A 13,897-nucleotide genomic window follows, 5' to 3' on the forward strand; every position below is an offset into this window, starting at 1 on the left:
AAGCATGGATCAAACCGAACTCACAGCAGTAGTGTGCTTCCGCCCCCAAAATTTCGCATGGTTTTTGGGCGCTGGCGCATCGCGTTCTGCCGGGCTACAAACCGCGACTGATCTCCTTTGGGACATGAAGAGGCAATTCTATTGCCGTGAGGAAAACCAAGAGATTTCGCGTCAGGAGATGCAGGTTGAGGCGATCAGAGCAAAGATACAGGCATTTGTTGAGTCGAAAGGGTTTCCAAAACTGTGGGACGGTGAAGAATATCCCGTATGTTTCCAGAAGATATTCGGTGACGATAGAGAAAGACAGCGCAAGTACATTGCCGCAAAACTATCCGAGGATAATGTCTCTTTATCCGTTGGGCATCGCGTTCTAGGAGCCATGCTTGCGTCCGGTTTGACGCGGGCGGCTTTCACCACAAATTTTGACAGCGTTATTGAGAAGGCTGTTGCTGAAGTTGCCGGTAAATCGCTCGCCGCCTTCCATATTGAGGGCGCGAAATCAGCCAATGATGCGCTAAACAACGAAGAATATCCGCTCTATTGCAAGCTTCACGGGGACTTCCGATACGATAGCATTAAGAATATTCCGCAGGACCTGGCGGCGCAGAATGCGCAACTCTCCCAATGCATGGTCAATGCTGCCAATCGGTTTGGCTTTGTGGTTACCGGATACAGCGGGCGAGATCAGAGCGTCATAGGGCTTTTTAGAAACGCACTTGATTCCGCGAACCCTTTCCCGCACGGCCTGTTCTGGACGGGCATGAAAGGAAGCCAGCCGATTGAGCCTGTGCGGGAACTACTCGACGAAGCAAAGGCGAAGGGCGTAACGGCGGGGTATGTGCCTATCGAGACGTTCGACTCGTTGCTTTCACGCATATGGAGAAATGTGGAGGGGAAACCCCCAGAGCTTGACCGAAGGGTCCGGAAATCCGAAACGTCCGATGTCAGTATTCCAATGGTAAAAGCAGGTACGCAACCACCTCTGCTACGTTTCAATGCGCTTCCGATTAAAAAGCTCCCATCGAACTGCCTCCGTCTGAACTTTAGCAATCCCGTGGATTGGACCAGGCTACGCAAAGCCCAGCATGATACCGAGGGAGGCCTTGTCATCACCAAAGCAGCCGAGATTTGGGCTTGGGGAAAGCAGCGGAATATTAACGATCACTTTGGCTCCGTTCTCACATCGATAGATGACACCCCTCTGCCAGATGATCTTTGCGGTTCGGACACCCTACATCTTAGGGGGTTTATCGCCGATGCTCTTTCGAAGGCTTTGGCCCGCGGCAAACCGCTACTCGCCCGAACAAATCGCTCCGGCTCATGGCTAATCATCGACAGGCACAGCGAGGACGCAGGAGCCGTGGCCCCGCTTCAGAGCATTGTTGGAAAAACGTCGGGCGTGATCCCTGGGCTTTTCACCCAGCCAACGGAAAAACATCTGGAGCAAGACAGGGTATACTGGTCGGAAGCTGCCCGCATTTCGCTTGAAGTAAGGGAAAGCCGGAACTGGCTGACAATCGATCCCGACATCTGGATATGGCCGCCGAGGGCTCGACGGGATGCCACAGATTTCCTCGATAAACGAAAAGCCGACCGCTTTAATGACAGATACAACGCTCTTCTTAATGCCTGGATCGAGATAGCTCTCGGAACGAATGAACGGGCCGCCGAGATTGACGTAAGCTCCTTTGCAAGCGGGACCGAAAGCGAGAACCCGACTTTCACTATCGGAAGCCGCACGGCGTTTTCAAGGAGGCTTCCATGAGCGATGATAGTGAACTGGCTGGATATACCTGCCTTCCCGAGCCCGAGCTGATTTTTGACGGAGGCCGCACCCATGTGCATCCTCTCATGGGACTGCTGGCTCATGGACCTTACGGGCTCAAATTCGGAACGCTGCCCTCGGTTCGTTTTGCGCTTGTTGCTCCCGAGCAGGAGCTTGGCAAGCTGCACCGCCTGATCGGCGAGCTTCAATCGAAAGCGAGCCCTGTTGAAGCAAAAAACTACTATCCGGAGTACCCGGGGTTTGAGCAATTATTCCGGGCGCCCATTGCGAAGCTTGATGAAAGCCTGGTCCTTAAATTCCCTCAAGAGCTGGACGAATTTGCGAAGAAGCGGGCGAAGCTGGAGTTGGCGCAAGGGCTTTTTCGCTGCATATCAAAATTATCATCCCTGCGCAGTAACTTCGATGTTGCCCTCGTTTTGCTGCCTGACGACTGGGCAGCATGCTTTGAGGGGGAGAATTTCAACTTTCATGACTATCTTAAAGCATTCTGCGCCCCATCGGATATCCCAATACAAATAGTCCGGCAGACAAGCTTTAACCGTAGATGCCGGGCAAATGTCATGTGGGGTCTCAGTGTTGCGATCTACGCCAAAGCAGGAGGCATTCCATGGAAGCTTACAGGTCTGGCCCCAGATGAAGCATTTATCGGCATAAGCTACGCGATGAAGACCGATAAGAAGGCAGGAACACATTACAGCACGTGTTGTAGCCAGGTGTTTGATCCGGACGGGACGGGTTTCAAATTTGTCGCCTATGACACCAAGGACTTCACCGAAGACGCCAACAAAAATCCGTATCTCACATATTATGAGATGCAGTCGGTCCTTACGCGAAGTCTTGAGATTTATCAGCACGGGCACCTTGGCGCAGCGCCAAAGAAAGTAACGATACATAAAAATTCACCCTTTACCGACGAAGAAATTTTGGGAGCCTTCGACAGTTTTCGATCAGGGACGGAAATCGAGCTAATCCAAATTGTAAAGGGGGTGGATTGGAAGGGCGTCCGCTTCGGCGAAGGGTCGCCGCCCTCGCCGTATAATTATCCCATTCAGCGTGGGACATATCTTCCCCTGAGCGGAAATGAAGCCCTCTTGTGGACGCAAGGCAGCGTTCAGGGAGTTCACGTCCAGAGCGCTCGTTACAACGTCTATAAAGAAGGTAGACTCAAGCCGACGCCGTCGCCCTTACTTATCCGCCGCTTCTCAGGCGAAGGCGGTTGGCACGATACCTGTGCGGGCATACTCGGCCTGACAAAGATGGACTGGAACAACAATACCCTCTACAAGAAGCTCCCGGTCACACTGGTCTATTCCAAGGCCTTCGCTGACATCCTCCAGCAGAACCCTAAGATGGTCGACCGCATCTATGATTTTCGGTGCTTCATGTAGAAGCACGGGCTTGCCCGAAGTGGGTAAATCGGTCATACTCTCAGACGCTTACGGGCAGACTTCCTGCTGCGCATCGCGGCAAATGACAACAACGGTAGGCAGGCTGCTTACCTTCAGGTTCCCTTGCGGTATTTCCGGTTTTCCGGTGTATCGCCGACGCTCGCTTAAGAGTGCCCGTAAGCACCCAACCCAGAGTATAGACATTTGAGCTCGTTAGAAAAATTACAGAAGGCGCAAAGCCTCTCCGACCTTGCCAAGCTACTTGGCTTCACCCCGAAGGGCGTTAGCTACATCCTCTACAAGATGGACGCGGCCAAGAAGTACCGCTCCTTCGAAATCCCCAAGAAATCAGGCGGCGTCCGCACCATTCACGCCCCCGAGCCTCAGCTTGCCTTGCTGCAAACCCGCCTTGCGGAATTGCTCTATGCCTGTGTGCGCGAGCGAAAGCAGGAGAACGCGCGGTTCTGGTTTGCCTCCCACGGCTTCCATCAGGGCCGCACCATCATCTCCAATGCTGAGGTGCACAGGCGGCGGCGCTTCGTCTTCAATCTTGACCTGGCGGATTTCTTTGGCACCATAAACTTCGGGCGCGTGCGCGGCTTCTTCATTCATGACAAAATGTTTTCATTGGAGCTCAAGGTCGCCACGATCATCGCCCAGATTGCCTGCCACGATAATGCCTTGCCACAGGGCAGCCCGTGTTCCCCGGTGATATCAAACCTGATCGGAAATATTCTGGACTCGCGGCTGCTCGCGCTTGCCCGAGATGCCCGCTGCACTTACACGCGCTATGCGGATGATCTGACCTTCTCGACCAATGAAACGCTTTTCCCCACCGAGATTGCTGTGAACCTGCATGGCGCAGACTGGGAAGTCGGCACCAAGCTTGGGAAGGCAATTGAAAAGACAGGTTTCTTCATCAATCCCGACAAAACGCGCATGTCATTGCGCCAGTCTCGCCAGACCGTCACAGGACTGGTGGTAAACGCCAAGGCCAATATCAATCAGGATTACTACCGCGCAGCGCGGGCGATGTGTAATTCTCTTTTTCAGACGGGATATTATTTCCGCCCCGGCGATGATCCGGCAGATGCCACTGATAAGCTAGGCCCGCTGGAAGGCACGCTTTCGCACATCCATTTCGTCAAGGCGCGGCGTGATCGTCATCCAAAGATCAACAAGCTCGCCAAGGCCGCAGGAGATTTTCACCCGCCGCGCGCTCCGGAGGAATTGTACCGAAAATTCCTGTTCTACAAATATTTTGCCGCTCCTGCTGCGCCGCTAATCGTGACAGAGGGCGTCTCGGACATCACCTATCTGCAATGTGCGATCAGGGCTTTGGTTAAGAAGTTTCCCCTGCTGGCAAAGGAGGAGAATGGCAAGGTTATCAGGCTTCTGCACTTCCTAAAATCGTCGGGCACTTCGCGAGACCTCTTGAATCTCGGACATGGCGCTGCCGGGCAAGGAGCACTGATTTCACAGTACGAAAACGTCCTTAAGCGATATAAGCACAAGCCCATGGCGCATCCGGTAATTATCCTGTGCGACAATGATGATGGGCTAAAATCCGTGATCAAAAACGCGAAATCCAAGATTGGCAAAACGGTATCAACAACTACGACCGAACCCTTTTATCACTTAGGGCTCAACCTCTATCTGGTGAAAGTGCCGGAAGGAGCGCCGCCAGCCGATAAGGATATCGAGTCCCTATTTGATCCCACACTGTTGAAAACTATTCTTAAGGGAAAAAGCTTCAACCCAAAGAAGGAGCATGGAGACCACACCGAGTACGGAAAAGTTATCTTTGCCGAAGCGGTTGTACGGGCGAATGCGGGAACGGTGGACTTTTCAGGTTTTGAGGAGCTGCTTACTAGACTTGAAGATGTTGTGAAGCATTATGCGGCTCTGTTGACAGCAACAGCGGTTCCGGCAGCGGCAGCGCCTGGCGCAGCGGCGGCTCCTTAGTCCCCTTAACATTCCTTGGACAGGCGCACCCCGCCATGGCGGGGCCGGGCTGTCGTGAACCGAGCCTGTAGTCTAAGCCATCCGGCTTCCATCCCTTGCGCGGGACATAGTCAGCTTTTAAAAGGCTGACATTTTTCTTTCTATTGAAGTGGGGTTTGCAGCCCCCGGCCATCAAGACCTGAACGCCCTTTTGGGCGCGCGCGGCGCGTATCCCCGTCCTTCCGCATTCCTTCGTCATTTGTGCAGGGCGGGTGATCCCCCTCCCGCCGCTTGGGTCTTGACAGCCATCCCCCTGCTCATTGGCGCAAGCCTAGTTCGGTTGCATGCGCAACCAACTAACCAATGAAGGGAAAGTAAAATGAAAACAGATATTTATCAAAAGGTCACAGACAAGATTATCGCCGATTTAGAGCAAGGCGACCTGACATGGCTGAAGCCGTGGAACAACGGCAACATGGACGGGCGGATCATCAAGCCACTACGGCATAACGGGATCGCTTATAGCGGGATCAATGTTCTGATGCTCTGGGCGGCCTCGATTGAACAGGGGTTTATCTCATCCCACTGGATGACCTTCAAACAGGCGAAAGAACTGGGCGCAAATGTGCGCAAAGGCGAGAAAGGCAATCTAGTGTTCTATGCCAACACCATCACCAAATCTGAAGAGAAGGATAACGGCGAGACGGAAGAACGGAAAATCCCGTTCATGAAGGGCTACACCGTGTTCAATGTCGAGCAGATCGAGGGGTTGCCGGAACAGTTTTATGCAAAGCCCGAACCGGTCATTGATGATGTACAGCGCAACGAAGAAGCTGAGGCATTCTTTGCCGCAACCGGCGCTGTCATCCGTCATGGTGGTAATTCTGCATACTATAGCGGCGGCAGTGATCATGTGCAGATGCCGGTCTTTGAATCCTTCCGCTCGCCGGAAAGCTACTATGCCACGCTTGCCCATGAGCTGACCCACTGGACAAAGCACAAGACGCGGCTTGATCGTGAATTCGGACGCAAGAAATGGGGTGATGAAGGTTATGCCAAGGAAGAACTTGTTGCCGAGCTTGGCGCGGCTTTCCTGTGTGCTGATCTGGGTTTGACGCCTGAGGCTGGCCTTGATCATGCGGCCTATATCCAGAGCTGGCTGAAGGTTCTGAAAGATGACAAGCGCGCGATCTTCTGCGCCGCCGCGCATGCGCAGCGCGCAGCAGACTATCTGCACGCGTTCCAATCCAACCATCAAAAAGAAGGGGTTGCCGCGTAAGCGGCGACTTCTTCGCCTTGGAAGGCAAAGACATGGAAACGCACAATATCACGTGGCGCAGCATTGGGCTCGAGATCACCTTTACACCGGAAAAATTCGGCATGACTGATCATATCGAACTCAGAACCGAGGGACGGCATCCGCTGCCCGTGACTGAAACCGGATATCGCTCTCACTTCATGCCCTCGGGCACAGTCGAGGCGCACGGCGGCGCGGTCGCTTTTGTCACCTCATGGCTGGAGCATGAAGCAAAGCGCACCCGCTGGAGCGGCGCGCAGTTGTCACTTTTTTGAGGGTTAGGAAATTTTCGCGCTTGCTTGATGCGGGCACGAAAGGAGGAACGTCCCGTCCAGATGAGTGAGCCGACCTCAGTTCTGCGCTCGTCAACTTATCTTGACAACGGGGTATCATATTTGATAACATCAATGATGAGTTGGAAGATCACGTTCTATAGCGAGAAGGTGGAGAAAGAGACGCTGGCATTGCCAGCGGGTATTTTGGCCAACTTCCTGCGGATCACCGAGTTGATCGAGGAATTTGGTCCTGATCTGGGACGACCGCACACCGCGCCGCTTGGTAAAGGTTTGTTTGAAATCCGCGCCAAGGGCAAGGAAGGCATATCGAGATCAGTGTTCTGTACCGTGAAGGGACAGGAGGTCGTTATCTTGCTGACGGCGATTAAGAAGTCCAACACCCTGCCAAAACGGCAGATGGTGACGGCTAACAAGAGAATGAAGGAGGTTCAGGACAATGACTGAGCGACCAAATTTAAAAGAGATGCGCGTCAAAGCGCTGAAAAACCCCGAGGTCAAGGCGGAGTATGACGCCTTGGCGTCTGCCTTCGAGATGAAGCGGCAAATGATTGCTCTGCGCAAAGCGGCGGGGCTGACTCAGGAAGAGATGGCGGAAAGACTCGGCACCAAGCGCAGCAATATCTCGCGCCTTGAAAGCCTGAGCGCATCGAACTCACCGTCCCTTGCGACGATTGAGAACTATGCACGGGTTCTGGGATATTCTCTGCGCGTCGGCTTTGAGCCAGCCGCTGCACGCTAACCTAGCGTTCAAAGGTTGGACCATCGCGGGGACTATGAACGGCTTGTGATCTCAAATCGTCGAACCGTTGTCGATCCTGGCTCAGGGCAACGCGCTCTACTAGTTGCGAACGCTTCAACGCGCGTCTGTCTTCGAGATCACGAAACACTAGGTTATCCATTTGCTTTTGGTCGCGCACGTGAGCCTGCCATGCCTCCAACTCGTTTTCTTTTCTGATCCTGCCATGTTCGCCGCGCACACGATCCCAAAGTCCTTGCAGACCTGATCGAAACCTTGCCTGTCTTTGCTCGGCTTCAAATATACGCCTTTCGTTTTGCTTTGACTTCAAACGCTCGCGCTCAGCGCGTTGCCTCTTGACCAACTCGGCGCGAGCTTGATCCTGTTGTTCTTTCAGTTTTTGCTTTCTGGCATCCAGTTCTTCCTGCCAGCGCGAAAGGACAGGTTGCATGGTCTGTGCGATATGAACCTTCGCCTTATCAACTGAACGCAGGTCTTTGGGATCCCCCAGCTTATCTCTGACCTGCTTGGTTTTGAGCCCCGCCCATTTCGGCACAGCGAAGACCTCGCCGTGAACATCGACAGCGACAAAGCCGCGCCGATCACCACGCGCCAGCACATAGCCTTTTTCTTCGAGCGCATTGGCAAATGCCTCTTTGGTATCTGAGACCGCCCATGCCTCCTGAAACGTGCGTTTAATGTCGCGCGCATCTTTGCCTTGGCGTTTGGCTTGTTGCCATTCTGCAAGGGTAAAGTTCCTGGGATCACGGTTGCGCTTATCTCGGTATCCTTCCGGCAATCGCCAACCATGTTCTAGAAACAGGTCTTTGGAGACTTCGTTTAATCTGGTTTTGTAGAACGGTAGCTTGATGGCTTTCATTTCCATCACGTCGATGCGCGACCAAACCACATGAGCATGACGGCGTCCATCCTTCTCATGAAGGACAATTGCCCGCGCCTGATCGCTCAACCCCAGACATTCTTCAATCCGGTCAATGGCTTTCTCAAAATCAGCCACTGAGACCTTCTCAGTTTCGGGCGGGCTGAGACTCAGAGAAAACAGATATTGCTGGCAGCGCGTTCCCTTGGAGATCGCGTCTGCTTCCTGAAACGCGCCGTGAAGATCGTTTGCCGTGAAGCCCCGCAGATCATGAACCTCAACGTGATCATTGTCGCGATCATTCAGAAGGTGGGCCGCTAACTTTAAACCACCACTGCGCTGAGAAGCTTTTAGGATCACGAACAATCCTCGCAGTCATACCCAAGCGCCTTCATCAGTTCCATGCGGACAGCCAGAACAGCGGCGCAAGTTGCCATCAGTTCCTCTTCGACTTCTGGCGATAACGGCAGCGCGCCCATATTGGCAGCTTTGGCAAGCTGGTTGAGGTTGTTCGCTAGTCGCAGGTTCCCAAGCAACCCCAGCGCTTGTGCAAGGGCGGCATGATCTTTAACGGGTGCCTGTCCTCGTGTTTTGCGCGGCGACAAATCACCGTCAAATAATTTTGCTTTGATAAAAGGCCCGAGCGGCATGCCCGCCGCCGCCGTCTCCAGCGTTGCACGTTCTTCTTTGCTGAGGCGCAGGGAGAAGGGCGGCGGCGTTTTCTTGTGCGCAGATTTTGGCGAGATGTCTGAGAATTCTTGCCGGAGGTGGCTCATGGCTCCATCCCCGGCAATTCAACACCCGTAGTCGCTTCCAGAACCTGTGACATCTCTGGTTCTGAGTTGATGATCTCGGACCAATCCTCTAGCTCTTTTAGGAGTTCAGAGGCCGGAAATGGTTCTAGTTTGTTCTTCTGAGCTGCACCATTTCACATCATCATGTGATCCCCACCGAAGCGCAAAAATTGCAGACACGTGCGGATTTCAAAACCCACGGTCGCAGTCATAAGCATACCGATGCTCCATAGTGAAAGACCGGGCCTGTACCTTTTAAGCGGCCCGGATATTTGGCTCCTTTTCAAAGCTATCAAGTCAGGGATACCGTCAAATCCGCGCCCAAAGGTCCGTTGCAGAATGCCGTGCAATGATCGACAAACGTCTGGATCAGCCTTCGTTTTGGCCCTGGTGCGAAACCAAGCGAGATCGTGACGCCGCTTGTGCTGTCTGTGATTGGGAGGCACCGAACGGTGCTGCCCGCATATGTGGGCACATCCCGGGGCTTCATGTTCAACAGGGAAATCCCGATCTTTGATGCCACAAGCGAACGGACCATTTCAGTCGAATTCGCGGTTGCAATGATTCTGAGGTCCGCGCCGCCTTTTTCGAGAAGTTCCAGATAATACCCACGCGCTGCCGGACGGTCTAAAAGGATCAACGGCTCGGACACGATGTGCGACACCGTCACTGCATCATGTTGCGCCAGCGCGTGATCTTCGGGACAAAGACAATAGGTTGGCGCTTCAAGAAGCGGTTGCGACGCAATTTGTGGGTTTGGGATTTCTTCCACAAACAGGATCACATCGAATTGCCCGTCGATTAAGCCTTTCTGGACTGCAGTGTTGTCACCTTCGGTAAAGGTAAATGCCACGCCGGGATGCGCCGCCAGCATCTGCGCGGCAAGACCTGGCAGGAAAGCCGGTGCAACCGGCGCGTTGTATCCGATTGCCAAATTCCCCGACAGGTTTGCGTGCAGGTCGGATACATCTGTCAGTAATGTATCGTAGCGCTCCAGCAAATCACCAATGCGCCGTCCGACATCGCGACCGGCCGATGTGGGGTACACCCCCTTGGCCCGCGCGCGCGTCACCAGCGCCATGCCAAAGGCGGTTTCTGCCTGATCCAAAGCAGCGGCAATGGCCGATGGGGTCACATGCATGACCTCAGCGGCGGCCGTGATACTGCCATGATGCAATGCAGCGTGAACATAGCGCATGGCGCGTAAAGAGAGTGTCATGGGCAATACCTTGGAATTTCTGAGATTATACCTCGTTTAATACAATTTTTAAGAGGTTTGGAAATTTGCAAAGATATGAACGGCCAAGCATGGGGAAGCAGTTATGAAATCCAGAACCAAATGTGTCGTCATCGGCGGCGGCATTGCCGGCTGTTCGACCCTCTATCACCTGACCCAGGAGGGATGGTCCGATGTTGTGCTGGTAGAGCGGGATGAACTGACTTCGGGCACCACATGGCATTCCGCGGCGCAAGTGACCAATTTTGGCATGACCCAGACGATGGTTGGTCTCAAATCCCACTCCATCGCGCTTTACAAAAAGCTGCGCGACGATCCTGAATACCCTGTGGGCTATCACCACGGCGATGGCGGTATCCGTCTGGCAAATACCGAAGAACAGATGCAGGGCTATCGCCACTTTGCGTCCATGGCGCGGGGTATGGGCGTGGAGTACGAGGTCATCGACGCCGCGGAATGCGCACGTCGTCATCCCTTGATTTCAACCGACAACCTGCTTGGTGGGCTGTGGGACGGCGAAGACGGGGATATTGACCCCGCCCAATTGTGTCAGGCGCTGGCCTTTCATGCGCGCAAGACGGGCGCTGAGGTGTATCGCAACACGCCCGTGACAGGCTTGACCCAGCACAAGGACGACACCTGGACGGTTCACACCCAACACGGTGCGATTGATTGCGATATCGTCGTGAACGCGGGCGGCTACCGCGTGAACGAGATCGGCGCGATGATGGGGGTGCAGCATCCTGTGGCATCTATGGAGCATCAATATTTCATCACCGAAGACATCCCCGCCATTGCAGCAGCCGGACACCGTATGCCGCTGCTGCGCTGCCCGATATCAGACTATTACTCTCGTCAGGAAAAGGGCGGTCTTTTGGTTGGGTTTTACGAACAGGACTGCCGGAGCTGGGGCATGGATGGGATCAGCCCAAGCTTTTCGAATGACCTTTGTCCCGATGATCTGGACCGTGTCATGGATGTGCTGGAGGGCGCGTTTGAACGCATGCCGGCCCTGGCCGACGTGGGCATCAAGCGGATCGTGAACGGGCCGATCACCTACACGATTGATGGCGCGCCTTTGGTCGGACCCATTCCCGGCAAACGGAACGCCTTTTGCATTATCGGGTTACGCGCCGGCCTGGGCGAAGGCGGTGGCCATGGCTGGCTTTTGGCGCAGCAGATTGTGCAGGGCGAGGCGTGTTATGACACATGGGTGATCGACCCGCGCCGGTTCACCGGCCACGCCACGGTAGAAATGACGGCACTCAAGGCGATAGAGGATTATCAAAACGAATTCCGGTTTCATTTCCCCCATGAACATCGCCCCGCTGGACGCAATGCCAAGACAACACCGCTGACGCCGGTATTCGCCGCCGAGGGCGCGGAGTTCACCGTGGTAAACGGATGGGAGCGTGTCGACTACATCAAGCCGTCACCAGACTTTACGCCCTCCCTCAGCTTCAATTTCGATGAAACCTTCGACAGTGTCGCAGCCGAAGTGAACACCCTTGCCACAAATGTGGGGCTGGCCGAGGTCAACGGCTTCAACCGGATTGAGATCACCGGCACGGACCGGCACGCGTTCCTTGACCGTATGATGTGCGGACCTGTTTCAAAACGCGCGGGGCGCGTTGGATTGGGCTATCTGTTGAACGCGCAGGGCTGCGTCAAGGCCGAGGCAACCGTTGCCAACCTGCCCGCATCAGATCGCGGGCCGGATCGGGTCTGGTATGGATCGGCTGCCGCGTCGGAATATCACGATATGGATTGGCTGACCGCCCATCTTGACCCGGATGAGGACGTACAGTTACGCAGCCTGACGAATGATCACACCATCCTTGTTCTGGCCGGGCCGAAGGCACGGGCCGTGCTTTCTGATTGCGCGCGCGGCGACTGGTCTGCGGACGCTTTTCCGTGGCGGTCGGTGCGCGAAGGCTTCATCGGCTTTGCGCCCGCTGTGGTCATGGGGGTCAGCTTTTCAGGCGAACTGGCCTATGAGATCCACGTGCCCAACGCCTCGCTTTATGCCGCTTACCTCGCTCTGCGGGAGGCTGGCCGGGCATATGGGCTGTGCCTTTTTGGCGCACGCGCAATCGAGTCCATGCGGATGGAAAAGGGGTTTCTACACTGGAAAGCCGACCTGATCACCGAGTTCGACCCTTTCGAGACGGGGCTGTCCCGATTTGTGCAGCTTGATAAAAAAGACTTCGTTGGCAAGGCCGCCCTGCTGAAGCGGCAGGCAAACGGGCCAAATAAACGGTTGGTCACTCTCAAGATCGACACCCGCCACGCGCCTGCACATCCCGGTGCTTCGCTGATGCAGAACGACCAGGTGGTCGGCACGATCACCTCGGGCGATTACGGCCACCGTGTTGGCATGAACCTTGCCTATGCTTTCGTGGACCCCGATCTGGCAAGCACGGGTTCGACACTGGAACTGGACCTCTGCGGCGACCGGGTTGCTGCGCAAGTCAGTGATCCATCGCCCTATGATCCAGATTTCACACGGGTGCGAAGCTGATTGCTGAATTATGTCAGCATCGCGCGTCCCACCATCAGCGCGTGCGCCACGAACGAGCGACGGGCACACGCCCCTGTCATGGGACCGCGTTTTGGTCACAACAAACGCGTCACTTGCCATTTCAACTGCGCCAATCCGCATTTATAAACGACGCCAGCCACATGTCCCGCTGGACTCATATCTCAAAAGGCCGGGCGTTGGCCCGGAACCCGAATGGTTGAATGGAAAATTTCTGACGGTCTGACCGACTATGACGCCGCGGTGGCCGCGATGGAGGACCGCGTCAATGCGATCGCCGCGGGCCAGGCTGATGAGCTGATCTGGCTGTTGGAGCATCCCCCGCTTTACACCGCCGGCACCAGCGCCGACACCTCTGATCTGAAAGACCCGCACCGCTTTCCTGTCTACGCCACCAAACGCGGCGGGCAGTACACCTATCACGGCCCTGGCCAGCGGGTGGTTTATACGATGCTGAACGTCCGCGAACGGGGGCATGATGTTCGCTGTTTTGTCCAGGATCTGGAAAACTGGGTTATTGCCACTCTGGGCGAGTTCGGATTGACCGGGCATATCCGTCCGGGCCGGGTTGGCGTGTGGATCGACCGTCCGGACAAAGCCAGATTGCCTGACGGCCAGCTTGCCGAAGACAAGATTGCCGCAATCGGGATACGCATGCGCAGATGGATCAGTTTTCATGGCATATCCATCAATGTCGAACCAGATCTTAGCCACTTCGAGGGAATCGTGCCCTGTGGCATCACTGAGTATGGTGTCACGTCTCTGGTTGATCTGGGCATACCGGTGACGTTGGACAATGTGGACGTGGCCTTAAAACGCAGCTTCGACAGCGTGATGCACAGGCGCAGCAGTTGACTGATCCCAACAGCGACGCGGCCCGCCGCCAGTAGGATGGCGGCAAATCGGGTGTTTTGACTTAAGAACGCGGGTTAGCTTTTTGATAAACATTCAAAATTTCTGATAGGTTTCGATCGAAACCCAATCAGAAGCGATATGTAAG

General features: G+C 54.8%; 12 protein-coding genes. 9 read left to right on the plus strand and 3 right to left on the minus strand.

Annotated elements, in window-relative coordinates; translation table 11 throughout:
- Positions 1 to 4: 4 nt before the first annotated feature.
- The 7 genes from ACG74X_RS10235 (at position 5) to ACG74X_RS10265 (ending at position 7,450) form a co-directional block, all read left to right on the plus strand.
- Positions 5 to 1,765, plus strand: coding sequence for an SIR2 family protein (locus ACG74X_RS10235; protein ID WP_411234553.1), 1,761 nt, complete (start codon positions 5 to 7; stop codon positions 1,763 to 1,765).
- Positions 1,762 to 3,174, plus strand: coding sequence for an argonaute/piwi family protein (locus tag ACG74X_RS10240; protein ID WP_411234555.1), 1,413 nt, complete (start codon positions 1,762 to 1,764; stop codon positions 3,172 to 3,174). The genes ACG74X_RS10235 and ACG74X_RS10240 overlap by 4 nt, the downstream gene beginning before the upstream one ends.
- 204 nt (positions 3,175 to 3,378) lie before the next feature.
- Complete coding sequence (locus ACG74X_RS10245; RefSeq protein WP_411234556.1) at positions 3,379 to 5,139, plus strand: retron Ec67 family RNA-directed DNA polymerase/endonuclease; 1,761 nt, start codon at positions 3,379 to 3,381, stop codon at positions 5,137 to 5,139.
- 358 nt (positions 5,140 to 5,497) lie between these two features.
- Entirely contained in the window at positions 5,498 to 6,397 is a 900-nt protein-coding gene (locus tag ACG74X_RS10250; RefSeq protein ID WP_411234558.1) for an ArdC family protein, read from the plus strand.
- A gap of 17 nt (positions 6,398 to 6,414) precedes the next feature.
- Complete coding sequence (locus ACG74X_RS10255; protein ID WP_411234560.1) at positions 6,415 to 6,690, plus strand: hypothetical protein; 276 nt, start codon at positions 6,415 to 6,417, stop codon at positions 6,688 to 6,690.
- 135 nt (positions 6,691 to 6,825) lie between these two features.
- On the plus strand, positions 6,826 to 7,155 hold the full coding sequence (locus tag ACG74X_RS10260; protein WP_411234562.1) for a type II toxin-antitoxin system RelE/ParE family toxin: 330 nt from the start codon (positions 6,826 to 6,828) through the stop codon (positions 7,153 to 7,155).
- On the plus strand, positions 7,148 to 7,450 hold the full coding sequence (locus ACG74X_RS10265) for a helix-turn-helix transcriptional regulator (RefSeq protein WP_411234563.1): 303 nt from the start codon (positions 7,148 to 7,150) through the stop codon (positions 7,448 to 7,450). The genes ACG74X_RS10260 and ACG74X_RS10265 overlap by 8 nt, the downstream gene beginning before the upstream one ends.
- A 1-nt stretch (position 7,451) precedes the next feature.
- Here ACG74X_RS10265 and ACG74X_RS10270 read toward each other — a convergent pair whose 3' ends face one another.
- From ACG74X_RS10270 to ACG74X_RS10280, 3 genes are all read right to left on the minus strand, one after another.
- Positions 7,452 to 8,687, minus strand: coding sequence for a relaxase/mobilization nuclease domain-containing protein (locus ACG74X_RS10270; protein ID WP_411234564.1), 1,236 nt, complete (start codon positions 8,685 to 8,687; stop codon positions 7,452 to 7,454).
- Positions 8,684 to 9,103, minus strand: a complete 420-nt coding sequence (gene mobC / locus ACG74X_RS10275; RefSeq protein WP_411234566.1) for a plasmid mobilization relaxosome protein MobC — start codon at positions 9,101 to 9,103, stop codon at positions 8,684 to 8,686. Before mobC ends, ACG74X_RS10270 begins: the two co-directional genes overlap by 4 nt.
- A gap of 310 nt (positions 9,104 to 9,413) precedes the next feature.
- Entirely contained in the window at positions 9,414 to 10,340 is a 927-nt protein-coding gene (locus tag ACG74X_RS10280) for a LysR family transcriptional regulator (protein WP_411234568.1), read from the minus strand.
- A 103-nt stretch (positions 10,341 to 10,443) separates the two neighbouring features.
- On the opposite strand from ACG74X_RS10280, the gene ACG74X_RS10285 reads away from it, so the two are divergent.
- Both ACG74X_RS10285 and lipB read left to right on the plus strand, forming a co-directional pair.
- A complete protein-coding gene (locus ACG74X_RS10285) occupies positions 10,444 to 12,879 on the plus strand; it encodes a GcvT family protein (RefSeq protein WP_411234569.1) in 2,436 nt (811 codons plus the stop codon).
- A gap of 213 nt (positions 12,880 to 13,092) precedes the next feature.
- Positions 13,093 to 13,752, plus strand: coding sequence for a lipoyl(octanoyl) transferase LipB (gene lipB, locus ACG74X_RS10290; protein WP_411234571.1), 660 nt, complete (start codon positions 13,093 to 13,095; stop codon positions 13,750 to 13,752).
- The last annotated feature ends 145 nt before the right edge of the window (positions 13,753 to 13,897 follow it).

The sequence above is a fragment of the Marivita sp. S0852 genome (genome assembly GCF_046591575.1).
Classification (GTDB): Bacteria; Pseudomonadota; Alphaproteobacteria; order Rhodobacterales; family Rhodobacteraceae; genus Marivita.

What these genes read in the sequence shown, in the direction of transcription:
- ACG74X_RS10235 (WP_411234553.1), top strand. Translation starts at nt 5, where the DNA reads ATGGATCAAACCGAACTCACAGCAGTAGTGTGCTTCCGCCCCCAAAAT.
- ACG74X_RS10240 (WP_411234555.1), top strand. Translation starts at nt 1,762, where the DNA reads ATGAGCGATGATAGTGAACTGGCTGGATATACCTGCCTTCCCGAGCCC.
- ACG74X_RS10250 (WP_411234558.1), top strand. Translation starts at nt 5,498, where the DNA reads ATGAAAACAGATATTTATCAAAAGGTCACAGACAAGATTATCGCCGAT.
- ACG74X_RS10260 (WP_411234562.1), top strand. Translation starts at nt 6,826, where the DNA reads ATGAGTTGGAAGATCACGTTCTATAGCGAGAAGGTGGAGAAAGAGACG.
- ACG74X_RS10265 (WP_411234563.1), top strand. Translation starts at nt 7,148, where the DNA reads ATGACTGAGCGACCAAATTTAAAAGAGATGCGCGTCAAAGCGCTGAAA.
- mobC (WP_411234566.1), bottom strand. Translation starts at nt 9,103, where the DNA reads ATGAGCCACCTCCGGCAAGAATTCTCAGACATCTCGCCAAAATCTGCG.
- ACG74X_RS10280 (WP_411234568.1), bottom strand. Translation starts at nt 10,340, where the DNA reads ATGACACTCTCTTTACGCGCCATGCGCTATGTTCACGCTGCATTGCAT.
- ACG74X_RS10285 (WP_411234569.1), top strand. Translation starts at nt 10,444, where the DNA reads ATGAAATCCAGAACCAAATGTGTCGTCATCGGCGGCGGCATTGCCGGC.
- lipB (WP_411234571.1), top strand. Translation starts at nt 13,093, where the DNA reads ATGGTTGAATGGAAAATTTCTGACGGTCTGACCGACTATGACGCCGCG.